Source organism: Streptomyces sp. JH34, assembly GCF_029428875.1.
GTDB lineage: Bacteria > Actinomycetota > Actinomycetes > Streptomycetales > Streptomycetaceae > Streptomyces.
Map to the genome: position 1 here is coordinate 1,935,107 of NZ_JAJSOO010000001.1, position 25,773 is coordinate 1,960,879.

Sequence of the window (25,773 nt, forward strand, 5' to 3'; positions counted from 1 at the left end):
GGGCAGGACCTGCGGGGCACGGCGCGGAAGGGCGGGAGGTCAGCCGGCGATGGACACCTGGGGCTCGCCCGAGGCGATGCCGTCCTTCTCCATCTGCTCCGCGATCTTCATGGCCTCCTCGATGAGGGTCTCCACGATCTTCGACTCCGGGACGGTCTTGATGACCTCGCCCTTCACGAAGATCTGGCCCTTGCCGTTCCCGGACGCCACTCCCAGGTCGGCCTCACGGGCCTCACCCGGGCCGTTCACGACGCAGCCCATCACCGCGACGCGCAGCGGGACCTCCAGGCCGTCCAGGCCCGCGCTCACCTGGTCGGCCAGCTTGTACACGTCGACCTGCGCACGCCCGCACGACGGGCAGGAGACGATCTCCAGACGACGCTGCTTGAGGTTCAGCGCCTCCAGGATCTGCAGGCCGACCTTGACCTCCTCCGCCGGAGGGGCCGACAGCGACACCCGGATCGTGTCCCCGATGCCCTCCGAGAGCAGCGCACCGAACGCCACCGCGGACTTGATGGTCCCCTGGAACGCCGGACCGGCCTCGGTCACGCCCAGGTGCAGCGGGTAGTCGCTCTGCGCGGCCAGCTGGCGGTAGGCGTTCACCATGACGACCGGGTCGTTGTGCTTGACCGAGATCTTGATGTCGCGGAAGCCGTGCTCCTCGAACAGCGACGCCTCCCACAGCGCCGACTCGACGAGGGCCTCCGGCGTGGCCTTGCCGTACTTCTTCAGCAGCCGCGCGTCCAGCGAACCCGCGTTGACGCCGATGCGGATCGGAGTGCCCGCGTCGCCCGCGGCCTTCGCGATCTCCTTGACCTTGTCGTCGAACTGCTTGATGTTGCCCGGGTTCACCCGGACCGCCGCGCAGCCCGCGTCGATGGCCGCGAACACGTACTTCGGCTGGAAGTGGATGTCCGCGATCACCGGGATCTGGGACTTCCTGGCGATCGTCGCAAGCGCGTCGGCGTCGTCCTGCGTCGGGCAGGCGACCCGGACGATCTGACAGCCCGAGGCCGTCAGCTCCGCGATCTGCTGCAGCGTCGCACCGATGTCGGACGTGCGCGTCGTCGTCATCGACTGCACCGAGACCGGTGCGTCGCCACCGACCGCGACCGTCCCGACCTGGATCTGGCGGCTGACCCGTCGGTCGGCGAGCTTGGTCGGAACGTCCGGCATTCCGAGAGAAATCGCAGTCATGCGCTGAGCATCCCCAAGGTGTGGATCAGTGTGGATCGAGGTCCCGAGAACGGCGGGCTCCAGGATTCGAGGTTACGGCACCGGAGCCGACGGGAACGCACCCCGTCGCCGGGCGGGTGCCGTGGTGTGCGGCCGCACCCCCGTCCGGGTGTCCGGCCGCACTCCGTCGGAGGTCAGGTGATCTTGACGGGGTTCACGATGTCGGCGACGAGGACCAGCAGCGTGAAGCAGATGAAGATGCCGGCGACCACGTAGGCGACGGGCATGAGCTTCGCCACGTCGAAGGGTCCGGGGTCGGGCCGTTTGAAGACCTTGGCCACATTGCGGCGCAGGGCCTCCCAGAGCGCACCGGCGATGTGCCCGCCGTCCAGCGGGAGCAGGGGCAGCATGTTGAACAGGAACAGGGAGAGGTTGAACCCGGCGAGCAGGAACAGCATCATCGCGATCTGGTTCTGGGCCGGGACGTCGAGGTTCATCACCTCGCCGCCGATGCGCGCCGCGCCCACCACGCCGACCGGTGAGTCATCGGCGCGCTCGCCGTCACCGAACGCCGCGCTCCACAGGTCGGGGATCTTGGAGGGCAGGGCGATGATCGAGTCGACGCCGTTCTCGATCATGTCGCCCATGCGGACGACGGAGTCGCCGAAGGAGAGCGGCAGGATCTCGGTCTTGGCGGCGAAGCCGAGGTAGCCGGCCTCGACGAACTCACCGGGTACGACCTCGCCGTCGGAGTCCTTCTTCGCGACGGAGTTCTCCTCCAGCACGGCGTTCAGGGTCTGTTCCCGGCCGTCGCGCTGCACGGTGATGGTGGCGGGTCCGATGGTCTTCCGGATCTCCTCCGAGAGCGTGCCCCAGTCGTCCATCTTCCGCCCGTCGAAGGCGACGATCGTGTCGCCCTCCTTGAGCCCGGCCGCCTTGGCCGGCGAGACCGGGTCGGACGCCTTGCAGGCGTCGCGGTCCTCACTCTGGTCGATCACACACTGCTGGACGCCCGCGACCTCGGTGGTCTGGGTCTGGAAGCCGAAGGTCATGGCCACACCCATGAAGATCGCGACGGCCAGGACCAGGTTCATGAAGGGCCCGGCGAACATCACGATCACGCGCTTCCACGGCTTGCGCGTGTAGAAGAGCCGGCTCTCGTCGCCCGGCTGGAGCTCCTCGAAGGCGGCGGACCTGGCGTCCTCGATCATGCCGCGCCAGGGTGAGGTGGAGCGCGCCTCGAGCCGTCCGTCGGGCCCCGGGGGGAACATTCCGATCATCCGGATGTAGCCGCCGGCGGGGATGGCCTTGATGCCGTACTCGGTGTCGCCCTTCTTGCGCGACCAGACGGTCGGGCCGAAGCCGACCATGTACTGCGGCACCCTGATCCCGAAGAGCTTGGCCGTCGACAGGTGGCCCAGTTCGTGCCAGGCGATCGAGAACAGCAGACCCACGGCGAAGATGGCGATCCCCAGGATCGTCATCAGGATCGTCGTCATGCTCATGCGTGCGCCTCCGCTGTCGCTTCCGCCGAGAGTTCGCGGGCCCTGGACCGGGCCCAGGTCTCCGCTTCGAGGACGTCCGCGACCGTCAGTGAAGTTCCCGTGGCGGGGGTGCCGTGTTCGGCCACCACCGCTGTGACCGTATCCATGATTCCGTTGAAGGGCAGCCGTCCCGCCAGGAACGCGTCCACGCACTGCTCGTTGGCCGCGTTGAACACCGCGGGCGCGGTACCGCCGAGGGCGCCCACGTGCCGGGCGAGCCCGACGGACGGGAAGGCCTCGGTGTCGAGCGGGAAGAACTCCCAGCTGGAGGCCTTCGTCCAGTCGAACGCGGGGGCCGCGTCCGGGACCCGCTCGGGCCAGCCGAGACCGATGGCGATGGGACCCCCCATGTCGGGCGGGGTCGCCTGGGCGAGGGTCGAGCCGTCGGTGAACTCCACCATCGAGTGAACGTACGACTGGGGGTGGACCACGACGTCGATCCGGTCGAACGGGATGTCGTAGAGCAGATGCGCCTCGATGACCTCCAGGCCCTTGTTGACCAGGGTCGCCGAGTTGACGGTGATGACGGGGCCCATGGCCCAGGTCGGGTGCGCCAGGGCCTGCTCGCGGGTGACGTCGGCCAGCTCGCTCCGGGTCCGCCCCCGGAAGGGGCCGCCGGACGCGGTGACGACGAGCTTGCGCACGTCGGCGCGCTTGCCCGCGGCGAGCGCCTGGAAGAGCGCGGCGTGCTCCGAGTCGACCGGGATGATCTGGCCCGGGGCCGCCAGCGCCTTGACCAGGGGGCCGCCGACGATCAGCGACTCCTTGTTGGCCAGGGCGAGGGTGCGGCCCGCCTTCAGCGCGGCGAGCGTGGGGGCGAGGCCGATCGAGCCGGTGATCCCGTTCAGCACGGTGTGGCAGTCGCTCGCCGCGAGGTCCGTGGCGGCGTCGGGGCCGGCCAGGATCTCCGGGAGCGGCTCCCCCGCCCCGAAGACCTCGCGCAGCGCCTCGCGGAGCGCCGGTACCTTGCCCTCGTCGGCGACCGCGACCGTGCGGACGCGCAGCTGCCGTGCCTGTTCGGCGAGGAGCCGGACCCTGCCGCCCGCGGCGGAGAGCGCGGTGACGCGGAAGCGGCCGGGGTTGCGCAGGACCAGGTCGATGGCCTGGGTGCCGATGGACCCGGTGGAGCCGAGGATCACCAGATCCCGGCGGCCTTCCGCCGCGTCGAAGACGAGATGCGGGTCGGCGAGGGGTGCGGGGCTGTCGCTCATGGACCCCATTGTTGCCGCATCCGCTGTGTGTACTGACAGCGCGCCCCCGTGGGCGCGTGCCTCAGGCCTGCCCGGCACGGAATTTCTTCCACTGGGCGGCCATGACGTCCTCGGGGACCCCGCCGATGTCCTGGGTGCCCAGGATCTCGCCGCGGAAGGCGAGAGTGGTGGAACCGGACCGCAGGACGGTGAGGTACTCGTACAGTTTCAGCTTCCCCTTCACGTCCAGCACGGTGAAGCGGTAGGCCTTCGCCTCGTCGGCCTCCCCCGCGAAGGCGGGCAGCGCCGCCGGTTCGGCCTTCTCGTACCGGGCGCGCGCGACGGCCCGTTCCTCTGTGAAGCCCCCGGCGCACTCACGTCCGGCCCGCTCCAGCGATGCCATGACCTTCGCGGCCTCGTCCCCGGCGTACGAACGCAGGGTGATGTCGACGGTGACCCCGAGCATGTCCTCGGGCTTGTCGGCCTTGCGCTGCACCTGCGCGACGGGCTCGTGACCGCTGACGTCACCGGCGAGGCTGACGAGCGGCCGGCAGACGGCGGGATCGGCGGTGTAGGCGTCCCCGAGCGGCCCGTCCAGGGTGTACTCGGACGCGGTGAGGTCACCGGCCCGCTCCCCGTCGCGGAAGGCGACTGCGGTGAGCCGCGCCTCGCTGAGCCCGCCGGCCGTCGCAGGTCGCGAGGGGGCGGGGCTCTTCCCGGCGCCGCTCCTGCCGTCGCCGTCGTCCCCGCCACCGCATCCGGTGAGGCCCATGAGGGCCGCCACCGCGCATCCCGCCGCCAGGGCGCCCCGCCGGCCGCCCGCCCCGTACACCCCGAACATCCCTGCCCCTGTCTCGTGTCGACCCGCCGGAATCCGTGTCCCGCTCGCGGCCGAGGCTCGATTGTGCGGCACCGGGGGTCAGAAGTGCGTATCGATGCCGAACTTCTCCCGCAGCCGCCGCATGTCCGCCACATCGCGCTCCGCCGGTTCGTACCCCTGGTGGAACAGCGCCTGCTGCTCGGCGGAGACGCAGCGCACGGTGGTGGTCCCGATGGTGCCCGTGACGAAGCAGACGGCCGGGTAGCGGAAGGGCTCAGCGGGGTCGGGCGAGGACTGGACCGCGGATCCGTCGGCGGCGAACTCCAGCGGATGCAGGTCGATCTCGGACCCGGCCGGGTGGCTGAGCACGAAGCGGACCGGGCGCCGGTCCAGCGTCTCGGTGTACCCGGCGGACTCCAGGGCGGCCACGACGGCGGGTTCCTGCTCACGCCGGTGCAGGAGGTCGGGGTCACGGTGGGGACGGGTCTCCTCGCCGAGCAGGGCGTCGACGCCCCAGCCCCCGGCGATCACCACGTCGGCACCGGCCTCGCGCAGCAGGGTGAGGACGGACAGGACATCGTTCCGGGACGTCATGCGGGCGACCGTAGTGCGGCCCGGGCCGGGCCGCACTACGGTTTACGGCTGCGTGGTCCTGGCCACGAAAGCGGCGAACTCCTCGTGGAAGCGGGGGAAGGTCTTCCGTACGCAGCCGGGGTCGTCGTAGCTCATGCCGGGCGTGCGGAGGCCGGCGACGGCGAAGGACATCACGATGCGGTGGTCGCCGTGGGTGACGATCTCCGCGGGGTGCGGGGTGCCGGGGTGGATCTCGATCCAGTCGGGTCCGGTGTGCACGGTGATCCCCATGTTCCGCAGGTTCTCCGCACAGGCCTCCAGCCGGTCGCACTCCTTCACCCGGGTGTTGGCGACGTCCTCGATGCGTACCGGCGAGGTGGCGTACGGGGCGATCGCCGCGAGGGTCGGCATGGTGTCGGAGATGTCGCGCATGTTGACCGTCAGACCGGAGAGCCGGCCGGAGGACCGTACGGTCGTGGAGTCCGCGGTCGTCCGCACGTCCGCGCCCATGCGGCGCAGCACCTCGGTGAAGCGGAGGTCCCCCTGGAGGGCGCCCGTGCCGAGGCCGGGGACGGTGACCTCACGTCCGGTGAGCGCCGCCGCGGCGAAGAAGTAGCTCGCGGTGGACGCGTCGGGCTCGATCGCGTAGGTGGTGGCGCGGTAGCCGCCCGGGGGGACGCTGAAGGTGTTCCCCTCCCGGGCCACCTCGACGCCGAAGCCGCGCATCATCGCGAGGGTGATCTCGACGTACGGCGCCGAGACCAGCTCCGTCACCTCGATCCGCAGGCCCTCCGCGGTGAGCGGCCCGAGCATCAGCAGGGCCGTGAGGTACTGCGACGACTCCCCCGCGTCCAGGGTCAGTTCGCCGCCCTTGACGCCCGAGGCCTCGATCGTCAGCGGGTGGTGGCCCTCCGCTCCTTCGTGGCGGAGGTCGACGCCCAGCTTGCGCAGGGCCCCGGTGAGGGGCGCGAGGGGGCGGCGGCGCATCTGCGCGGAGGCGTCGAAGCGGTACGTGCCGGACGCCGCGGCGGCGGCGAGCGTCGGCAGGAAGCGCGCGGTGGTGGCCCCGTCGCGGCAGTGGACCTCGGCGTCGGCGGCCGCGGGCCCCGAGGGGCGTCCCTCGATGTGCCACCGGTCCGGCTCCCGGCGGACCTCGTAGCCGAGGCGGGTCAGCCCCTCGGTGAACCCCTCGGTGTCGTCCGAGTGCAGGGGGCGCAGGAGGGTGGTGGTGCCGTCCGCCGCGGCCGCCAGGAACAGGGCGCGGGCGGTGACGGATTTGGAGCCGGGGATGTCGATGACGGTCACGGGCGCCCATTTTGCCCTGCGGTGGGCGTGCCCGCGGGGCGCGTCCAGGCAGTGGACGCGCCCCGCGGGGTGCCGGGACTCAGCGGAGGGTGCGGTGGACGTCGTCCCCGGTGGCCGGGCCGGGGGTGGCGTCGGCGATCCAGGGGCCGTCGCCGCTGGGGTCGATGACACCCTCCTCCAGCCAGGTGTAGGTCCCGGAGAGCACCCCGTCCACGACGCGCTTGTCGATGTCGTCGGTGTTGGACCACAGCCGGTTGAAGAGTTCCTCCACCCGGATCCTGGCCTGCCGGCAGAACACGTCGGCGAGCTGGTACGCCTCGCGGCCGTGGTCGTCGTCGGCCCGCAGGTGCTCCGCCCGGACACAGGCGGCGCTCATGGCGAAGAGTTCGGCACCGATGTCGACGATCCGGCCGAGGAAGCCCTGCTTGGTCTCCATGCGGCCCTGCCAGCGGGACATCGCGTAGAAGGTCGAGCGGGCCAGCTTCCGCGAGGAGCGCTCGACGTACCGCAGGTGCGCGGAGAGGTCGGGGTGTCCCGGGACGCGGAACTCGGCGTAGGATCCGGGTAGTTGTCCGGGTCCGCTGACGAGCTTGGGGAGCCAGCGCGCGTAGAAGCCGGCGGCGTTGGCACCCGCCTTCGCCTTGTCGGAGAGCGGCTTGTCGGGGTCGATGATGTCGCCGGCGACCTTGAGGTGGGCGTCGACGGCCTCACGGGCGATCAGCAGGTGCATGATCTCCGTGGACCCCTCGAAGATCCGGTTGATCCGCATGTCGCGGAGCATCTGCTCGGCGGGGACGGCGCGTTCGCCGCGGGCCGCGAGCGAGGCGGCGGTCTCGAAGCCGCGTCCGCCACGGATCTGGACGAGCTCGTCGGAGATCAACCAGCCCATCTCGGAGCCGTACAGCTTGGCGAGCGCGGCCTCGATGCGGATGTCGTTGCGACTCTCGTCGGCCATCTGCGAGGAGAGGTCCACGACCGCTTCGAGGGCGAAGGTGGTGGCGGCGATGAAGGAGATCTTCGCGCCGACCGCCTCGTGGCGGGCGACCGCCCTGCCCCACTGCTCGCGGACCGCCGTCCATTCACGGGCGATCTTCAGGGACCACTTGCCCACACCGACGCACATGGCGGGCAGCGAGAGCCGTCCCGTGTTGAGCGTGGTGAGGGCGATCTTGAGGCCGGCGCCCTCGGGACCGATCCGGTTCGCCGCGGGGACGCGGACCTGGTGGAAGCGGGTCACGCCGTTCTCGATGCCGCGCAGGCCCATGAAGGCGTTGCGGTGCTCCACGGTGATGCCCGGGGAGTCGGCCTCGACGACGAAGGCGGTGATGCCGCCCTTGTGGCCCTCGGACTGCGGCACACGCGCCATGACCACGAGCAGGTCGGCGACGACTCCGTTGGTCGTCCAGAGCTTCACGCCGTCCAGGACGTAGTCGTCGCCCTCCGGGACGGCCGTGGTCGCGAGCCGGGCCGGGTCGGAGCCGACGTCGGGTTCGGTGAGGAGGAAGGCGGAGATGTCGGTCCGCGCGAGGCGGGGCAGGAAGGCGTCCTTCTGCTCCTGGGTGCCGAACATCTTCAGCGGCTGCGGTACGCCGATGGACTGGTGGGCGGAGAGCAGCGCGCCGATCGAGGGGTTCGCCGAACCGGCCAGCGCGAGGGCCTTGTTGTAGTAGACCTGGGTCAGGCCCAGGCCTCCGTACTTGGTCTCGATCTTCATGCCGAGGGCGCCGAGTTCCTTGAGGCCGTCGATCACCTCGTCGGGGATCCGGGCCTCACGCTCGATGAGGGCGCCGTCGACCCTGGTCTCGCAGAATTCGCGCAGCCGGGCGAGGAAGGCCTCGCCGCGCCGCACGTCGTCCGGGGCGGGCTGGGGGTGGGGGTGGATCAGGTCCAGCCGGAAGCGTCCGAGGAAGAGTTCCTTGGCGAAACTCGGCTTGCGCCAGTCCTGTTCACGTGCGGCCTCGGCCACCTGCCGCGCTTCGCGCTCGGTGACCTTGGGGGCCTGGGGGATGTCGGATGGGGCGGACATGAGGAGCTCACCTCGCCGCGAGTCGGGATATGGGTCGGGCCGTACGCGTGCCGATCGGTGTCACTTGTCCGTATCTACCCGATCTACGCCACCCCCACCACCCTGCGCGGGGCTCCCGGTGGCGTGCGGAAGCGGCCGGGACCCCCGCACAGCGGCCCCGCACAGCCGGGGCGGTGAGGACTCGCGCCGTTCAAGGTCCGCTGACCCGACTCGGCTGCTCGGGCTACCCCGGCCCACCTGCACCGACCGGCGGACAGCGGGGCAGTCCGGGTGACGGATCATGCCCCTGGCGCTGCCCTCCCGTCCCTTTCGGCCGGACGGGAGGCGTGGCAGCGTGGCTCGCCGGAGACGGCGAGTCGCACGGATCGAGGAACGCAATGCACGCACAGGAGCCGAAACGGCCGTCGGGAGGCAGCCGGCAGCAGACGCCGGTGCGGCGCCCGCAGACCACCGGCCCGCTGCTGGGCTCACCGGCCGCCGCCTCCGGGGCCGAGACACTGCTCGCCCTGCAGCGCAGCGCGGGTAACGCGGCCGTCCTCCGGGCGATGGAGCGGGAGCGCCACGAACACGGTCCTGGCTGCGGCCACCGGGAGGGGCCTGGGGCACCGGTGCAGAGGTCGGCCGTCCACGAGGTTCTGCGGGGAGCCGGCAGCCCCCTGGCGGCCCCGCTGCGCCAGGAGATGGAATCACGGCTCGGCCAGGACTTCTCCGATGTACGGGTGCATCGGGGCGCGGCCGCGCAGCGTTCCGCCGGGGAGATCGGCGCGCGCGCCTACACCTCGGGCCATCACGTGGTTCTCGGCGCGGGCGGTGGCGACAAGCACACCCTGGCGCACGAGTTGACGCACGTGATCCAGCAGCGGCAGGGGCCGGTGGCCGGCACGGACGACGGCGGGGGGCTGCGGATGTCGGATCCCGGCGACCGCTTCGAGCGGGAGGCCGAGGCGAACGCGACCCGGGTGATGGCTCAGGCGCCGCCCATGGCCGCCGAGGCGGCACCCGAGCCGCCGGCCGGCACCGGGGCGGAGACGCTGCCCGTCCAGCGGGCTCCGCAGGTGCAACGGGCCGAAGAGGACGAGGAACAGGGCACGCCGCGCTACCGGCAGACGAACCCGAGCAAGACGGGGACCCGGCCGGCGAACCTGCGCACCCTGGACCGGATGGCGCGGGAGGCACACGCACCGAACGCGAGGAAGACACCGCACGTGGCGGTCACGAACGTGCCGGACACAGGGCTGCGGTACTCGTCCAACTCCGGTCTGAAGAAGCTGTCCGAGGAGAAGCAGCAGGCGGGGCTCGCTTCTGTCGGGGCCGCCCTGGACCATGACGCGCCGCTGTCGGAGGATCCCCGCCGCCGCAAGGACCAACTCAAGCTACGGGCGACGCTTTCCGGGGACTACGAGGGTGTGCACAGGGACGACCCGGATCTCCCGGCCACCGCGCGAGCGCTGCGGTCGTCGGTGGGCACGTGGACCTGCAACGCGGAGCACTCCAAGAAGGACGCCTCCGTCCACGGCGAGATGACCCTGCTCGGCGAGCAGATCGCGTCCTGGGAGGGGAATCCGTGGCCGCTGGGCAAAGGCAAGATCAAGGAAGTGCACATGGGCGGCGTGAAGAAGGCGTGCGGCGCCTGCCAGATGACGTTCAGCGCGGTCAACGCCACGCTCGGAGCGGAGTACGGCTACCGCGTGGTCCCGTCCGGGTCGCACGGTGAGATGTTCAGGTGGCGGGCACCCGAGTGGCTGGAGGGCGCCGTGTTCCAGCAGGTCGGGGCCGCCGCCGGGCCCCGCGACTACGAGTTCCGGAACCGGATCCTGGAGCAGACCGCGGCAGGCAGGAAGAAGGCGGAGGCGGAGCAGGGAGCCGGCCAGACCCGCATGACGAGCGCCCAGCACCTCCCGTCCGACTCCGAGTCGGACTGGGAGCGGGCGTAGGGGCGACGGGCCTGCCCGTGGCGGCCGCCGGCCTCCGGGCACGACGGACCGGACACGCCGGACGGCCTGAGCCCCCGCACAGCGGGCTCAGACCGTCCGGCGCCGTGGACCTGGCTACAGGGCCAGGCCGGTGAGGACCAGGACGCGCTCGTAGGTGTAGTCGTCCATGGCGTAGCGCACGCCCTCGCGGCCCACTCCGGACTCCTTGGCACCGCCGTACGGCATCTGGTCGGCGCGGTAGGAGGGCACGTCGCCGATGACCACGCCGCCCACCTCCAGCGCGCGGTGGGCGCGGAAGGCGGTCTGCAGGTCGTGGGTGAAGACGCCCGCCTGGAGGCCGTACCTGGAGTCGTTGACGGCGGCGAAGGCCTCGGCCTCGCCGTGCGTCTTCCGGACGTACAGGACCGGGCCGAAGACCTCCTCGCAGGCGATCGTCGTGCCGTCGGGGAGGTCGGCGAGGACCGTCGGGGCGTAGGTGGCGCCGTCGCGCTTGCCACCGGTCAGCAGGGTGGCGCCGGCGGTGACGGCCTCGTCGACCCACGACTCGACCCGGCGGGCGGCGTCCTCGCTGACGAGCGGGCCGACGTCGGTGGCCGCGTCGGAGGGGTCGCCGGTCACCAGGGCCTCGACGGCCGCGACGATCTTCGGGACGAGCCGGTCGTGGACGGTGGCGTCGACGATGACGCGCTGCACCGAGATGCAGGACTGGCCGCCCTGGTAGTTGGAGAAGGTCGCGATGCGGGTCGCGGCCCGGTCCAGGTCCTCCTCGGAGGACCAGTCGCCGAGCACGACCGCCGCTCCGTTGCCGCCGAGCTCCAGGGTGCAGTGCTTGCGCGGCACCGACTCCATGATCGCGTAGCCGACGGGGCCGGAGCCGGTGAAGGAGATCACCGGCAGCCGCTCGTCCTGGACCAGGGCGGGCATCCTGTCGTTGGGCACGGTCAGCACGGACCAGGAGCCGGCCGGCAGGTCCGTCTCGGCCAGCAGCTCGCCCAGGATCAGGGACGAGACCGGGGTGGCCGGGGCGGGCTTGAGGATGATCGGAGCGCCGACGGCGATGGCCGGGGCGACCTTGTGGGCGCTGAGGTTGAGCGGGAAGTTGAAGGGCGCGATGCCGAGGACCGGCCCGCGCGGGAAGCGCCGGGTCAGGGCGAGGCGGCCGGTCCCGCCCGCGTCGGTGTCCAGCCGCTGGGCGTCGCCGCCGTTGAAGCGGCGGGCCTCCTCGGCGGCGAACCGGAAGACGGAGACGGCCCGGCCGACCTCACCGCGGGCCCACTTGATCGGCTTGCCGTTCTCGGCGGAGATCAGCTGGGCGATCTCCTCGGTGCGCTCGGTGAGGCGGCGCACGACGTGGTCGAGCGCGGCGGCCCGTACGTGCGCCGGGGTCGCTGCGAACTCCTCGCGCACGGCGTACGCGGCGGCGACGGCCTCCTCGACCTGGGCGTCGGTGGGCACGGAGACCGTACCGACGAGACGTCCGTCCCAGGGGTTGGTGACGTCGAAGCTGTCCTCGCCGGTGGCCTGGCGGCCGGCCAGCCAGAAGGCGTGGGTGGAAGTCATGGCGGTTCCGGCCCTTCGGGGGTGGTGAACGACGATCGCCGGGCGCCGCGAGGGTGCCCTTCGGCCCCACCGTAGGGCGGCCCGGCACGGATGAGGCTTGTCCGCCGTGGAGTGGAGCACGGGCCGGGTGCGCCGGTTTGTCGTAGCCGGGCGGGCTACTGCCCGCCCGAGGAGGCGGACGTGGTCTTCAGGGCGAGCCACAGCTCCATCCGGACGTCCGGGTCGTCCAGCGAACGGCCCAGGATCTCCTCCACCCGTCGCATCCGGTAGCGCAGGGTGTGGCGGTGGACTCCCAGGTCGGCGGCGGCCGCGTCCCACTGGCCGTGCCGGGAGAGCCAGGCGCGCAGGGAGTCCACGAGATCGCCGCGGCCCTTCGCGTCGTGTTCCCGCAGCGGCCGCAGCATTCCGTCGGCGAACGCCCGTACGGCGTCGTCGGCGAGGAGCGGCAGGACGGATCCGGCGGCGAGCTCCTCGTGCTCGACCATGGCTCTGCCCCGGCGGCGGGCGACCGAGAGCGCCTGCTCGGCCTGCTTGTACGCGGCGGATACGGCGATGGGGCCGCAGGGGGCGGACATGCCGACGACCACGCCGGCGTCGTCGGGGCCCGGCTCGCGCACCGGCCGGTCGTCCACGGCCCTGGCGTGGGCCGTGCAGGCCGCGACGGCGGCGCCGCCGTCGGCGGCCAGGACCACCAGGCGCTCGCCCTCGGGGACCATCAGCAGGGTCTCGCCGGACCGGGAAGCGGCGGCCTCCATCACCTCCGCCGGCAAGTCCGTCCCGGAGGGGGCCGGCGCCTCGGCGATCAGCAGCCGGAAGGGGGCGTCGAGCAGTCCGCCGTACAGGTCCCCCGCGACGGCCCGGGCGTGGTCGGACTCCCCCGCCAGCAGCATCCTCAGGACCGCGGCGCCCAGGCGCTGCTCCGCTCCCTGGAGCGCCCGGGAACGGGCCGTGGTCAGGGTGAGCAGGGCGACCGCGGAGTGCACCGCGTAGCGCTCGGCCGTGCCGAGCGCCGCCCCCGTGCCGACCGCGAGCGCGCCCCGGTTCCGGCGGCCGGCGCCCAGGGACTGCAGTTCGACCCGGTCGTCGCTCTCGCTGTCGCCGACGACCACGCTGGCCGGGGCCGGGCGGTCCCGCAGCCGCTCCACCTCGGGGGTCAGCCGGGCGGCTCGGCGCGCCGCCCAGTCGGGCGCCGCGGCGACGACGGCGCCGGCGGAGTCGTACAGCGCGGCCCATCCGTCGACGTTCGCGGCGAGGCGGGTGAGCAGGTCCGCGGGGCCGTCCCCGGCGACCGCGGCCCGGGTCAGTTCCCGCTGGGCCTCGAATCCGGCCGTGACCGAGCGGTACTGGTCCGCGGCGATCGCCCCGGACACCGCCTTGCTGATGGCCAGGAACGGCGTGAGCCGGGGCACCTCCAGGAGCGGCAGCCCGGCCTCCTCGGCGGCGTCGACGAGAGCCGGCGGGATCTCCTCGTAGGTGACGCCCACACCGAAGCCGATCCCCGCGACCCCGGCGCCGGCCAGCCGCTGGACGTACCGGCGCATCGTCTCCGGGTCCCGGGCGTCGAGGTTGGTCGCGGTCACGAGGAGCAGTTCCCCGCCCTCCATGTACTGCACCGGGTCGGCCAGCTCACTGGCGTGCGCCCACCGCACGGGCGTGCCGAGCCGGTCGGCGCCCGCCCGGACGGTGAGCTTGAGCGCAGAGTGCTGGACGAGCGAGGCGAGAGTGGGTGGCATGGGACCGCCGGACCTCTGGGAGTCGATGGCGCCGCCCGTGCGGACGGCTCGATTGGACCGCCCCGCGCGGACGGCTCGAATGCGCCGCCCCGTACAGACGACCGGGTTCGATTCTGCCAGGGCGGCAGGGTCCCCGTAACCTCGCTCAGCCGTCCAGCGTGACCAGGAGCGGGGGCGCGTGCTCGCCCTCCACCGTCGTCAGCGAGAGGACCGCGTGCCCGGGGGGCACCTGGTACGCGAGTTCCGAGGCGGACCAGCGTTCCCGCTCGACCCGCCGCACGGTCACGGCGTCCCTGGTCACTGCCTTGCCGGTGACGAGTTTGCGCAGGCCGTGCAGGGCGCGGGTGAACGGCTGGTCCGCGAAGACCGCGTGCTGGGCGACCTCGCGGGTCTCCACCCACTCCTTGCCCCAGACCTCGGCGAAGCGTTTGCCGTCCCAGGTGGTGACCCCGCTGAAGGCCATGCAGCAGCCGACCGCGCCGAGCAGCGCGGTGTGCAGCCCTTCGGGGACGTCGTCGACCGTCCGCAGTGTGAGGAGCGCTCCGGCGTTGACCGACCGCAGGCGCCTGATGCCCCGGACGGTCTCGGCGGTGACGGTGTGCGTGGCGTCGTCCAGGACCAGGCAGACGAAGAGGGCCCGGTCGGTCCTGGCGGCCGTGATCGCGGTGAACTGGGCGAGGACGAGCCGGGTGAGCAGCCGCGACGCCTCGGCGTGCGCCCGCTCGGGGAGGTCGATCCGCACCCGGAGCGGCAGGTGTTCGAGGGAGCGCAGGGAGAACGGCCGGGCCTGCTCCCCGGTGGCGAAGAACGGCGCGAACGCGGGGCGGTCGAGCAGCGCGATACGGTCGGCGAGCACCGGCCCGGGGTCCCCCGCCCCGCCCTTCTGGCGGGTGCGGGCCTCCAGCTCGCGCAGCATGGCCTGGTGGCCGCCCGCGCCGAGGGCCTCCCGGAGCGCGTCGATCGCGGCGGCGTCGCCGTCGAGGAGTTCGCGGAGCGCCGGCACCCCGGGGAAGTGTCCGTGGACGGCCCGGTAGGGGCCGAGCAACTGGGCCAGGAGGGTGGCCGCGCGCCTGCTGTCCAGGTGGGTCACATCGCCGACGAGCCCCTCCGCGAGTACACCCGCGGCCTCGTCGGGGTCGGTCGTACCGCCGTAGAGGTCGAAGTCGTGCACGGAGGCGGGGTCGCCGATCCGCACCACGACGTCGAACGCGTCGTCCGGGCCGAGCTCGCCCCCGGCGCCGCCGACGGCGAGCACCGCGGCCCGGCCCGCGAGTGCCTGCAGGGCGAGCGACTCGACGACCGGCCGCACCAGCCGGGCGGACTTGCCCGCTCCGGGCGGGCCGACCGCGAGCAGCGACGTGCCCAGCAGCGCGGGTTCCAGGGCGACACCCGAACCGCGTCGGGCGTACGGGTTGTGCGGGTCCTCCGTGCAGCTGCCGATGCGGACCTGCCCGGTGAGCAGGTCGTGCCGGACGGTGCGGTGCGGCAGGTCCCGGGCACCGGAGGGGTGGAGGGCGGCGGCTCCGCCGGCGCGCAGGACGGCCTCGGTGAGCGCGGTGAGGCGCTCGGGGTGGCCGCGTCCCACGCTCCAGGCGTGGCGCAGGCGCGCGACGTCGACGTCGTTCATCCGGCCGGTGCGCACCTCGGCGGTGAGAGCCTCGGCGGCGTCCCTCATGCCCGCCTCGCGGAGCTCCGGCCACTGCTCGGGGGTGGGGGCGTCCGGCGGCCCGGCAGGTACCCCGGGAGGGGTGGCTGCGTCCTTGCCGCGCCGGGCGGCGATCATTCCGCGCCACCGGCCGAGGCGGGCGAACGGCCAGAGCACGCCCAGGGCGATCAGGGCGTAGACCACGTTGACGACGGTCTGGCTCTGGTAGATCTCGCCGCCCGCGACCGAGGCGACGAGGATCAGTACCGGCCTGACCAGCGGCACCGCGTCCTTCCACACCAGGAGCTCGGCCAGGGCTCCTCCGGCGGCCGTGGCCAGCCCGAGGAAGGGCTGCCCCCGGCCGGCGACGTGGCGCCGGAAGATCTCGGACCAGTTGCCGAGGCGCCCGCAGCCGTAGACCAGGAGCCCGAAGAGGACGGCCTCGTAGACGGTGAGGGCGTCGGCGCCCTCGATCGTCCGGGGCCCGCCGAACGTACCGGCGTACCACCAGTCGCCGGGGGTGAAGAGCTTCAGCGGGACGAGTCGGTAGGGGATGTAGCCGTTGCGCCAGAGGGACCACAGGAGCAGTCCGCTGAGTACGGAGATGAGCACCCCGACCAGCAGCGAGCGGTCGGACACCCCCTCGGGCTCCTCGGGCGGGCGCGGGACGTGGCCGTAACGCCAGACGCCCGGTTCCCGCACGGGGCGCGGGGTCCGCAGCCATTCCTCGACCCCGGGGGCCCCCGGGGCGGGACGCCCGGGGCGCGGCGCGTAGGTGGGAGGCGGAGGCGCCGCGGGTGGTGGCCCGGCGGGACGGGGCACCCGTTCCGCGCCCGTGCCCCGTGCGTCGTACGTGCCTTCGGTGTCCATGAACCGCTGCCCCCTGACCAGCCAGGTCCGTCTTCTGCACCGGCCAATCTAGTGCCCGGGCAGCGGGAGTTCAGCCATGCGGCCGTACGGCCCGGCGGAGTCCGGGCGGACGGGTGCTCCCGCGGCCCCACCGGGGCATCTGTCCGTGGCGGACAAGGACACGCTCCCACCACTCCCGATCGGAGCATGACCACTGCCCGCACCCGCCCCTAGCCTGCAGAAACAGAAGCGTCCGAAACACCCCCAGGAGCCCCGCATGTCCGACATCCCGCAGGAGCGCCGCGTCGTCACCGCCATCCCCGGCCCGAAGTCGGCGGAACTGCAGGCCCGCCGTGTCGCGGCGGTCGCCGCCGGTGTGGGCTCCACGCTGCCGGTCTTCACCGCCCGGGCGGGCGGCGGAATCATCGAGGACGTGGACGGCAACCGGCTGATCGACTTCGGTTCCGGCATCGCCGTGACCTCGGTGGGCGCCTCCGCCGAGGCGGTCGTACGCCGGGCCTCGGCGCAGCTCGCCGACTTCACCCACACCTGTTTCATGGTCACGCCGTACGAGGGCTACGTCGAGGTCTGCGAGCAGCTCGCCGAGCTGACGCCGGGCGACCACGCCAAGAAGTCCGCGCTGTTCAACTCGGGTGCCGAGGCCGTCGAGAACGCCGTGAAGATCGCCCGTGCCTGGACGAAGCGCACCGCGGTGGTCGTGTTCGACCACGGCTACCACGGCCGCACCAACCTCACGATGGCGCTGACGGCGAAGAACATGCCGTACAAGCAGGGCTTCGGTCCGTTCGCGCCCGAGGTGTACCGGGTGCCGGTGGCGTACGGCTACCGCTGGCCTACCGGTCCCGAGAACGCCGGCGCCGAGGCGTCCGCGCAGGCCATCGACGAGATCACCAAGCAGATCGGCGCCGACAACGTCGCCGCGATCATCATCGAGCCGGTCCTCGGCGAGGGCGGCTTCATCGAGCCGGCCAAGGGCTTCCTCCCGGCGATCGCGCGGTTCGCGAAGGACAACGGCATCGTCTTCGTCGCGGACGAGATCCAGTCCGGCTTCTGCCGCACCGGCCAGTGGTTCGCCTGTGAGGACGAGGGCATCGTGCCCGACCTGATCACCACGGCCAAGGGCATCGCGGGCGGCCTCCCGCTCTCCGCGGTGACGGGCCGCGCCGAGATCATGGACGCCGCCCACGCCGGCGGCCTGGGCGGCACCTACGGAGGCAACCCGGTGGCCTGCGCGGGTGCGCTCGGCGCCATCGAGACGATGCGCGAGCTGGACCTGAACGGGAAGGCCAGGCGGATCGAGGAGGTCATGAAGGGCCGCCTCGCCGAGATGCGGTCGAAGCTCCCGAACGGCGACATCATCGGGGACATCCGCGGGCGCGGTGCCATGATCGCGATCGAGCTGGTGAAGTCCGGCTCCAAGGAGCCCGACGCGGCCGCCGCGGGGGCACTGGCCAAGGCCTGCCACGCCGAGGGCCTGCTGGTGCTGACCTGCGGCACGTACGGCAACGTCCTGCGTTTCCTGCCGCCGCTCGTCATCGGCGAGGACCTGCTGAACGAGGGCCTGGACATCCTCGAGCAGGCGTTCGCGCGCCTCTGACGCGTGCGAATCACCGGGGCTCCCGGCACCGCCCCACGGGGCGTTCCCCGGCGCCCCGGTGAGGGCGTGTGAAGAAGGTGTGCGGGGGCGATGGCGGGATACCGTTGTCACTTCCGGTGCCCGCTTCCTCTGACGTACGGTTTTCCCAGATGAGAGAAACACCTCGTCCGCAGGCGACTGCGGGTGATGCCGGTCCGGGGCTCCCCCAGCACCGTACCGGCCGTGCCATCGCGCACACCGCTGGAGCTTCGGGCTCCGGGACTCCTCACCGATCGGATGGCCGCCCGCCCCACACCCCCCGGGGCGCGCGGCAACCCGATCCGACCGGCCACCGCGGAACAATCCCCCCTGTTCCCCGGTGGCCGGTTCTTCTCGTGTCGGCGGCGGTCGCGCTGCCGGTGCTCCTGGTCCTGATCACCTGGCAGGTGCTGGCCGACGGCCCGCTGCTGGGTCCCGACGAGCGCCTCGGCCTGGAACTGGCGGGGCGCGGCCCCGCCGGCCTCACCGATCTGCTCGCCGACCTCGGCAACACGCTGGTCGCCGTTCCCGTGCTGGCGTGCGCGGTCCTCGTCGCCTGGTTCCGGCGTGCCCGGCGGGCCGCGCTGTACGCGGTCCTGACCATGGCCGCCGTCCCGGCGCTCGTCGTCCCGCTCAAGCTGTGGACGGACCGTCAGGGTCCGCTGACGGAGGCAACGGGCTACTACCCCTCGGGGCACACGACCACGGCGATGGTGGCGTACGGGGCGGCGGCCCTGTTGCTCGCCCCGTATCTGCGGCGGTCATGGGTGACGCTCGTCGCCGCCGTCCTGCTGACGGCGGCGACGAGCGTCGGTCTGGTGCTGCGCGGCTACCACTGGCCGCTGGACGTGGTGGCCGGCTGGTGCCTGAGCGGGGTGCTGCTGCTCGCCCTGCGGGCGGTCACGACGAGCGGTCAGCCGCCGAAGTAGGCGTCGAAGTTCTTCGAGAACTCCCAGTTGGCGAAGCGGTCCCAGTTGATCGACCAGGTCATCAGCCCGCGCAGCCCGGACCAGGTGCCGTGGGTCCGGTAGGTGCCGCAGTCACTCTTCCTGGTCAGGCAGTCGAGCGCCTTGGTGACCTCTGCGGGCGAGGTGTGGCCGTTGCCGGCCTGGGTGGACGCCGGGAGGCCGAAGGCCACCTGCTCGGGGCGCAGCGCGGGGAAGACCTTGGCCTGGTCGCCCGCGACGGGGAAGCCGGTGAGCAGCATGTCCGTCATGGCGATGTGGAAGTCGGCGCCGCCCATGGAGTGGTACTGGTTGTCCAGACCCATGACCGGGCCCGAGTTGTAGTCCTGGACGTGCAGCAGGGTGAGGTCGTCGCGCAGCGCGTGGATGACGGGCAGATAGGCGCCCGCACGCGGGTCCTGGCCGCCCCAGGGGCCCGAGCCGTAGTACTGGTGGCCGAGCTGCACGAAGAAGGTCTCGGGGGCCATGGTGAGGACGAAGCCGGCCCCGTACCTGGCCTTGAGGGTCTTCACCGCGGAGATCAGGTTGACGATGACGGGGGTCGTCGGGCTGCGGAAGTCGGTGTCGCCTGTCGCGAGTGACAGCGAGTGGCCCTCGAAGTCGATGTCCAGGCCGTCGAGGCCGTAGGTGTCGATGATCTTGCTGACGGAGCTGACGAAGGCGTCGCGGGCAGCGGTCGAGGCGAGCTGCACCTGTCCGTTCTGGCCGCCGATCGAGATCAGCACCTTCTTCCCGGCTGCCTGCTTGGCCTTGATGGCGGCCTTGAACTCGGCTTCGCTCTCCACGTTCGGGCATTCGGTGACAGGACAGAGCGAGAAGCGGATGTCGCCCGAGGTGACGGACGTCGGCTCACCGAAGGCGAGGTCGATGACGTCCCACGAGTCCGGCACGTCGGCCATCCGCGTGTAGCCGGAGCCGTTGGCGAAGCTGGAGTGGAGGTAGCCCACGAGGGCGTGGGCCGGGAGTCCGCCGTCACCGCCTCCCCCGCCCGTGGCCGTGGTGGCGCTCACGGCCGCCGATTTCGCCGACTCACCGGCGGCGTTCACCGCGGAGACCTGGAAGCTGTACGCGGACGAGGCGGCCAGCCCCGTCACGGTGGCGGAGGTGCCGGTGGTGTCGAGGACCTTCGTACCACCGCGGTAGACGCGGTAGCCGGTGGCTCCGGCGGACGCGGTCCAGGACAGCGGGACGGCCGACGCGGTGGCCGTGCCCGCCCGCAGGCCGGTGGGCGCCGCGGGCACGGCGACCGGGTCGCCGCCGGGGCCGGTCAGGGTGAGGTCGTCGGCGTAGTAGGCGGGGGTGCCGTACCAGCCGTGCGTGTAGACCGTCACCGACGTGGTCGCGGGACCGGTCCTGAAGGTGGTGGTGAGCTGCTGGTACGCACCGGCGGACTGGGTCCAGGTGGAGACGTCGGTGGTGCCGGTGCCCGATGCCCCCAGGTAGACGTAGCTTCCCCGCACCCACGCGGCCAGCGTGTAGGCGGAGTCGGGCTTCACCGTCACCGTCTGGGAGCACCGGGCGTTGTCGCTGCCCGCCGGTGTCGCCTTCAGCGCCGAGGTCCCGCCGTGCACGGGGGTGCTGACCGCCGTGCCGCTGCCGCCGGTGCAGCTCCAGCCGTCCAGTCCCGCCTCGAAGCCGCCGTTGCGCGCCAGATCGACGTCGGCCGCTCCGGCGGCGGGCGCCGTCGCGACCAGGGCACCGGCCGTGAGCAGGGCGGCCGAGAAGGCGGCCAGAAGTCCGGAGAGACGGGCGGGTGGTCCGGTGCGGGATCCGGTGCGTTCCACAACAGCCTCCGTGCGGGGGGTGATTGAGTGGTTGGCGCACAACATGGTCCAGACCAATCGGGTTGTCAAGACCTCTGGCGGTGCCCTCACCCGCCACCGCGCTCACCGCGGGCCGCGGCGGCCTCGTGCAGGGCGAGTTCGAGGAGACCCGCGTCGGTGAGCGTGCCCGAGCCGTCCGGCGGGATCAGCCAGCGCACACCGCCCACGGTGCTCCCCGGCCGAGGGACGACGACCCACGCCCCCGCGCCGATCCCGCGGATTCCTGTCCCGAGCCAGCGGGAGGCCGTCCCGGGCGGGACCAGGAAGCCCATCCGGGACTCCCCGAAGTCCGCGAGGACGGGGCCCGGCCTGTCGAGGAGCCGGGTGAGCACGTCGAGCGTCGGATAGCCCAGTTCCCCGGGGACGATCAGCACGTCCCAGCGCTTCCCGGCGGGAAGGAGCGCCATCCCCAGGGGGTTGCGTGCCCACTCCCCCCGGACGGCGCCCGGATCCGGTGCCACCGATGCGAGCCATGCGACCGCGGCCTTCGTCCCCGTGCCGGCCATGGACTGCCTCCCTCTCCCCGTGGGCACCGGCAGGATCCTGCCGGTGCGTTCACGGGGGGAGAGAGGGCCGGAGCCGGATCGTGACGCGGGTTCGGCCGGGTGGCGGAAGTGAGGTGGGTCACCCCCCTGGCCGGCCGGACCGCCCGGCCTCAGCTGTCGAAGCCCAGCCCCAGCCGGTCCATGGTCCGCAGCCACAGGTCGCGGCGCCCGCCATGGCTGTCCGCCCGCGCGAGGGACCGCTTGGTGAGCTCGATCCCCGCCCAGGCGAAGGGTTCGGGCGGGAAGGGCATCGGCTTCGAGCGCACCATGCCGAGCGCGGTCCGCTCGGTCTCCGCGCCCGACAGCAGGTCGAGCATGACCTCCGCGCCGAAGCGCGTGGCTCCGACGCCGAGGCCGGTGTATCCGGCGGCGTACGCGACCCTGCCGCGATGGGCGGTGCCGAAGAACGCGGAGAAACGGGAGCACGTGTCGATCGCACCGCCCCACGCATGGCTGAAACGCACACCGGACAGCTGGGGAAAGCACTCGAAGAACTGTCCGGCGAGTTTCAGGAAGGTCTCCGGGCGCTGGTCCAGCGCGGAGTTCAGCCGGCCGCCGTACGGATACACGGCGTCGTATCCGCCCCACAGGATCCGGTTGTCCGCGGAGAGCCGGAAATAGTGGAACTGATTGGCGCTGTCCCCCAGCCCCCGCCGGTTGCGCCAGCCGACCGAGGCCAGCTGACCGGCGCTCAGCGGCTCCGTCATCAGCGCGTAGTCGTACACCGGGACCGTGTACGGGCGCACCCGCTTCACCAGTGACGGGAAGATGTTCGTGCCGAGAGCGACGTCGCGGGCGAACACCCTGCCATAAGGGGTGCGCACCGCCATGCCCGCGCCGGACCGGACGAGTTCGAGACCGGGGGTGTGCTCGAAGATCCGCACGCCGAGACCGAGGCAGGCCTCCTTCAGCCCCCAGGCGAGCTTCGCGGGATGCAGCATGGCGACGCCCCGCCGGTCCAGCAGGCCGCCGAGGAACGTCGGCGAGTCCACCTCGGCCCGCACCTGGTCCCGGTCCAGGAATTCGAATCCGCCGAGGCCGAGCTCCTCGGTCCTGCTGTGCCATTCCCGCAGCTCCTCGAGCTGGTGGGGCTGTGTCGCGACGTCGATCTCACCGGTGCGTTCGAATTCGCAGCCGATGGAGTGGCGGGTGACGGTCTCCTCGATGGCGTCGAGGTTCCGCGCACCCAGCGCCTCCAGCTTCCCGATCTCCTGCGGCCAGCGCTCCAGACCGTTGGCCAGGCCATGGGTCAGCGAGGCGGCACAGAATCCGCCGTTGCGGCCCGAGGCCGCCCAGCCCACCTCGTCGCCCTCGATGAGGGCGACGTCGCGCCCGGGGTCCCGTTCCTTGGCGATCAACGCGGTCCACAGTCCGCTGTAACCGCCGCCGACGACCAGCAGGTCGCAGCGTTCGTCGCCGGTCAGCGCGGGCCGGGCCGCCGGCCTTCCCGGGTCGTCGAGCCAGTAGGACAGGGGACGCGCGTCCGAGAGTGATCGTGCGGCCTTACGCATGGCGTCCGGGGCCATGGCTTCCAACTCCTTCGGGTTCTACTTTCCCGCGTCGCTCTTCCGCCGGTTCGCGACGGACTGTCCGGCGAGGACCACCGCCACGGCGATGACGAACATGGCCGTGCCGATGACGTTGATCTGCACAGGTGTTCCACGCTGCGCCGATCCCCAGACGAACATGGGGAACGTCACCGTGGAGCCGGCGTTGAAATTGGTGATGATGAAATCGTCGAAGGAGAGCGCGAAGGCGAGCAGCGCTCCGGCGGCGATGCCCGGCGCGGCGATCGGGAGGGTCACCCGGACGAACGTCTGCACGGGACCGGCGTACAGGTCGCGGGCGGCCTCCTCCAGCCGTGGGTCCATCGACATCACCCGCGCCTTGACGGCCGTCACCACGAAGCTGAGGCAGAACATGATGTGGGCGATCAGCACGGTCCAGAAGCCGAGTTCGGCCCCCATGTTGAGGAACAGGGTGAGCAGCGAGGCCGCCATGACGACCTCGGGCATCGCCATCGGCAGGAAGATCAGTGAGTTGACCGCGCCGCGGGCCCGGAAGCGGTAACGGACCAGCGCGAAGGCGATCATCGTGCCGAGCACGGTCGCGCCGGCGGTCGCCCAGAAGGCGATCCGCAGCGAGAGCGACAGCGAACCGCAGAGGTCGGCGACGCCGCAGGGGTCCTTCCAGGCGTCCAGGGAGAACTCCTGCCAGGCGTAGTTGAAGCGCCCCTTCGGCCGGTTGAACGAGAAGACCATCACGACGACGTTCGGCAGGATCATGTACGCGAGGGTCAGCAGACCGGCGAGCACGACCAGGTTCCGGCGGATCCATCGGAGTACGGGCATCAGACCAGGTCCTCCGTACCGGAGCGGCGGATGTAGACGGTGACCACGAGCAGGACGACCGCCATGAGGATGAACGAGAGCGCGGCCGCAGTCGGGTAGTCCAGGACCCGCAGGAACTGGGTCTGGATGACGCTGCCGACCATCTTGGTGTCGGCGGAGCCGAGCAGTTCGGCGTTGACGTAGTCGCCGCTCGCCGGGATGAACGTCAGCAGCGTGCCGGAGACGACCCCGGGCATCGACAGCGGGAGCGTCACCTTGCGGAAGGTCGTGGCCGGCGTGGCGTAGAGGTCGCCCGCGGCCTCGTGCAGCCGGCCGTCGATGCGTTCCAGCGAGGTGTAGAGCGGCAGGATCATGAACGGCAGGAAGTTGTACGTCAGACCGCAGACGACTGCCATCGGTGTGGCCAGGACCCGGTTGTTCTCGGTCCAGCCGAGCCAGGCGGTGACGTCCAGGACGTGCAGGGTGCTCAGCGCGTCGACGACCGCGCCGCCGTCCGCCAGGATCGTCTTCCAGGCGAGCGTCCGGATCAGGAAGCTGGTGAAGAACGGGGCGACGACCAGCACCAGCACCAGATTGCGCCAGCGGCCCGCCTTGAACGCGATCAGATAGGCGAGCGGGTAGCCGAGCAGCAGGCACAGCAGCGTCGCGGTCCCCGCGTAGAGGAGGGAGCGGACGAACTGCGGGTAGTAGTCGGTGAGGGCGTCCCAGTACGTCCGGAAGTGCCAGGTGACCTCGAAGCCCTTCTCCAGGGATCCGGTCTGCACGGAGGTCGACGCCTGGTAGACCATCGGCAGCGCGAAGAAGACGAGCAGCCACAGGATGCCGGGGAGCAGCAGCCAGTAGGGCACGAGCCGCCTGCGGGTGGACGGCTTGCGGACCTCTGCCTCCACGGGGTGCGCCGGTGGCGCCTTCGTGGTGCTCACGCCGCGTCCTCCAGGCCTTCCGCGCCGGCGTTGATGGACTGGGTCGCGTCGAGTCCGAAGGTGTGCTCGGGATTCCAGTGCAGGACGACGTCGGCGCCGGGCAGGAGGCGGCTGTCGCGCTCGATGTTCTGCTCGTAGACCTGGAGCGCCGTGCCGGCCGGGCTCTCGACGACGTACTGCGTGGAGACGCCGATGAAGCTGGAGTCCGTGATGCGGCCGGTGACCCGGTTGCGGCCGTCGGGTATCCCGGCCGCGTCGTCGGTGTGGGTCAGGGAGATCTTCTCGGGGCGTATGCCCACCAGGAGCTTCCCCCCGCCGCGGGCCGGGGAGGCGCAGCGCCCGCCCGGCAGGGTGAGCTTCCCGCCGCCGGCCGAGACGACGACGTCCGTTCCGGTGGACACGATCTCCCCCTCGATGAGGTTGGAGGTGCCGAGGAAGTTGGCCACGAAGGTGGTCCTGGGGTTCTCGTAGAGATCGGCGGGGGCGCCGAGCTGTTCGACCCGGCCGCCGTTCATCACCGCGACGGTGTCGGCCATGGTCATGGCCTCCTCCTGGTCGTGGGTGACGTGGACGAACGTGATGCCGACCTCGGTCTGGATCCGCTTGAGCTCGAGCTGCATCTGGCGGCGGAGTTTGAGGTCGAGGGCGCCGAGCGGCTCGTCGAGGAGGAGGACCCGGGGGTGGTTGATGAGCGCGCGGGCCACGGCGACGCGCTGCTGCTGTCCGCCGGAGAGCTGGTGCGGCTTGCGCCGGGCGAAGTCGCCGAGCTGGACGAGGTCCAGCATCTCGCCGACCTGCTTCGCGACGGACTTGATGCCCCGGCGGCGCAGCCCGAAGGCGATGTTCTCGCTGACGTCGAGGTGCGGGAAGAGCGCGTAGCTCTGGAACACGGTGTTGACGGGCCGTTTGTAGGGGGGCAGCCCCGTGATGTCGTGGCCGCCGAGCGAGACCGTGCCGGTGGTGGCCTCCTCCAGGCCCGCGATCATGCGCAGGGTGGTGGTCTTCCCGCAGCCGGACGCGCCGAGCAGCGCGAAGAAGGAGCCCTGCGGGACGGTCAGGTCGAGGGGGTGCACTGCGGTGAAGGAGCCGTAGGTCTTGCTGATCCCGGTGAGACGGACGTCGCCGCCCTCTGTCTGCTGCTGTGTCATGGGTCGCGGTCCCAGTGGTGTCGGAGG

The 25,773-nt window shown here is 71.9% G+C and carries 19 protein-coding genes; 3 read left to right on the forward strand and 16 right to left on the reverse strand.

Features of this window, described 5'->3' with window-relative positions:
- Positions 1–39: 39 nt before the first annotated feature.
- The 7 genes from ispG to LWJ43_RS08325 form a co-directional block, all read right to left on the reverse strand.
- Positions 40–1,197, reverse strand: a complete 1,158-nt coding sequence (gene ispG, locus LWJ43_RS08295) for a flavodoxin-dependent (E)-4-hydroxy-3-methylbut-2-enyl-diphosphate synthase (RefSeq protein WP_277331654.1) — start codon at positions 1,195–1,197, stop codon at positions 40–42.
- A gap of 173 nt (positions 1,198–1,370) precedes the next feature.
- Positions 1,371–2,681, reverse strand: a complete 1,311-nt coding sequence (locus LWJ43_RS08300) for a M50 family metallopeptidase (protein WP_277331655.1) — start codon at positions 2,679–2,681, stop codon at positions 1,371–1,373.
- Positions 2,678–3,940: a 1-deoxy-D-xylulose-5-phosphate reductoisomerase gene (gene dxr, locus LWJ43_RS08305; RefSeq protein ID WP_277331656.1), complete on the reverse strand. Its 1,263-nt coding sequence runs from the start codon at positions 3,938–3,940 to the stop codon at positions 2,678–2,680. The genes LWJ43_RS08300 and dxr overlap by 4 nt, the downstream gene beginning before the upstream one ends.
- 52 nt (positions 3,941–3,992) lie before the next feature.
- Complete coding sequence (locus tag LWJ43_RS08310) at positions 3,993–4,751, reverse strand: hypothetical protein (RefSeq protein ID WP_277331657.1); 759 nt, start codon at positions 4,749–4,751, stop codon at positions 3,993–3,995.
- Positions 4,752–4,829: 78 nt separating this feature from the next.
- On the reverse strand, positions 4,830–5,324 hold the full coding sequence (locus LWJ43_RS08315; protein WP_277331658.1) for a nucleotidyltransferase domain-containing protein: 495 nt from the start codon (positions 5,322–5,324) through the stop codon (positions 4,830–4,832).
- A gap of 42 nt (positions 5,325–5,366) precedes the next feature.
- Positions 5,367–6,608, reverse strand: coding sequence for a 3-phosphoshikimate 1-carboxyvinyltransferase (aroA, locus tag LWJ43_RS08320; protein WP_277331659.1), 1,242 nt, complete (start codon positions 6,606–6,608; stop codon positions 5,367–5,369).
- 79 nt (positions 6,609–6,687) lie between these two features.
- Positions 6,688–8,634 (reverse strand): acyl-CoA dehydrogenase family protein, encoded by a 1,947-nt coding sequence (locus LWJ43_RS08325; protein ID WP_277331660.1) that lies wholly within the window; start codon positions 8,632–8,634, stop codon positions 6,688–6,690.
- A 377-nt stretch (positions 8,635–9,011) separates the two neighbouring features.
- Between LWJ43_RS08325 and LWJ43_RS08330 the strand changes: the two genes are divergently transcribed.
- Positions 9,012–10,568, forward strand: coding sequence for an eCIS core domain-containing protein (locus tag LWJ43_RS08330; protein WP_277331661.1), 1,557 nt, complete (start codon positions 9,012–9,014; stop codon positions 10,566–10,568).
- Positions 10,569–10,682: 114 nt separating this feature from the next.
- On the opposite strand, the gene LWJ43_RS08335 is transcribed toward LWJ43_RS08330, so the two are convergent.
- From LWJ43_RS08335 to LWJ43_RS08345, 3 genes are all read right to left on the reverse strand, one after another.
- The gene (locus tag LWJ43_RS08335; RefSeq protein ID WP_277331662.1) at positions 10,683–12,128 is read right to left on the reverse strand and encodes an aldehyde dehydrogenase family protein; all 1,446 of its coding nucleotides are present in this window, start codon (positions 12,126–12,128) and stop codon (positions 10,683–10,685) included.
- Between the two features lie 155 nt (positions 12,129–12,283).
- On the reverse strand, positions 12,284–13,861 hold the full coding sequence (locus LWJ43_RS08340; RefSeq protein ID WP_277331663.1) for a PucR family transcriptional regulator: 1,578 nt from the start codon (positions 13,859–13,861) through the stop codon (positions 12,284–12,286).
- A gap of 145 nt (positions 13,862–14,006) precedes the next feature.
- The gene (locus LWJ43_RS08345) at positions 14,007–16,376 is read right to left on the reverse strand and encodes an ATP/GTP-binding protein (protein WP_277331664.1); all 2,370 of its coding nucleotides are present in this window, start codon (positions 16,374–16,376) and stop codon (positions 14,007–14,009) included.
- A gap of 256 nt (positions 16,377–16,632) precedes the next feature.
- Between LWJ43_RS08345 and gabT the strand changes: the two genes are divergently transcribed.
- Both gabT and LWJ43_RS08355 read left to right on the forward strand, forming a co-directional pair.
- On the forward strand, positions 16,633–17,973 hold the full coding sequence (gene gabT / locus LWJ43_RS08350) for a 4-aminobutyrate--2-oxoglutarate transaminase (protein WP_277331665.1): 1,341 nt from the start codon (positions 16,633–16,635) through the stop codon (positions 17,971–17,973).
- 374 nt (positions 17,974–18,347) lie between these two features.
- Positions 18,348–18,920, forward strand: a complete 573-nt coding sequence (locus tag LWJ43_RS08355) for a phosphatase PAP2 family protein (RefSeq protein ID WP_277336068.1) — start codon at positions 18,348–18,350, stop codon at positions 18,918–18,920.
- On the opposite strand, the gene LWJ43_RS08360 is transcribed toward LWJ43_RS08355, so the two are convergent.
- The 6 genes from LWJ43_RS08360 to LWJ43_RS08385 form a co-directional block, all read right to left on the reverse strand.
- Complete coding sequence (locus LWJ43_RS08360) at positions 18,905–20,740, reverse strand: chitinase (protein ID WP_277335837.1); 1,836 nt, start codon at positions 20,738–20,740, stop codon at positions 18,905–18,907. The genes LWJ43_RS08355 and LWJ43_RS08360 overlap by 16 nt on opposite strands.
- A gap of 86 nt (positions 20,741–20,826) precedes the next feature.
- Positions 20,827–21,285: a hypothetical protein gene (locus LWJ43_RS08365; RefSeq protein WP_277331666.1), complete on the reverse strand. Its 459-nt coding sequence runs from the start codon at positions 21,283–21,285 to the stop codon at positions 20,827–20,829.
- A 149-nt stretch (positions 21,286–21,434) separates the two neighbouring features.
- On the reverse strand, positions 21,435–22,850 hold the full coding sequence (locus LWJ43_RS08370) for an NAD(P)/FAD-dependent oxidoreductase (RefSeq protein ID WP_277331667.1): 1,416 nt from the start codon (positions 22,848–22,850) through the stop codon (positions 21,435–21,437).
- Between the two features lie 21 nt (positions 22,851–22,871).
- Positions 22,872–23,675, reverse strand: a complete 804-nt coding sequence (locus LWJ43_RS08375; RefSeq protein WP_277331668.1) for an ABC transporter permease — start codon at positions 23,673–23,675, stop codon at positions 22,872–22,874.
- Complete coding sequence (locus tag LWJ43_RS08380; protein WP_277331669.1) at positions 23,675–24,598, reverse strand: ABC transporter permease; 924 nt, start codon at positions 24,596–24,598, stop codon at positions 23,675–23,677. The genes LWJ43_RS08375 and LWJ43_RS08380 overlap by 1 nt, the downstream gene beginning before the upstream one ends.
- Complete coding sequence (locus LWJ43_RS08385) at positions 24,595–25,746, reverse strand: ABC transporter ATP-binding protein (protein WP_277331670.1); 1,152 nt, start codon at positions 25,744–25,746, stop codon at positions 24,595–24,597. Before LWJ43_RS08385 ends, LWJ43_RS08380 begins: the two co-directional genes overlap by 4 nt.
- Positions 25,747–25,773 lie beyond the last annotated feature (27 nt).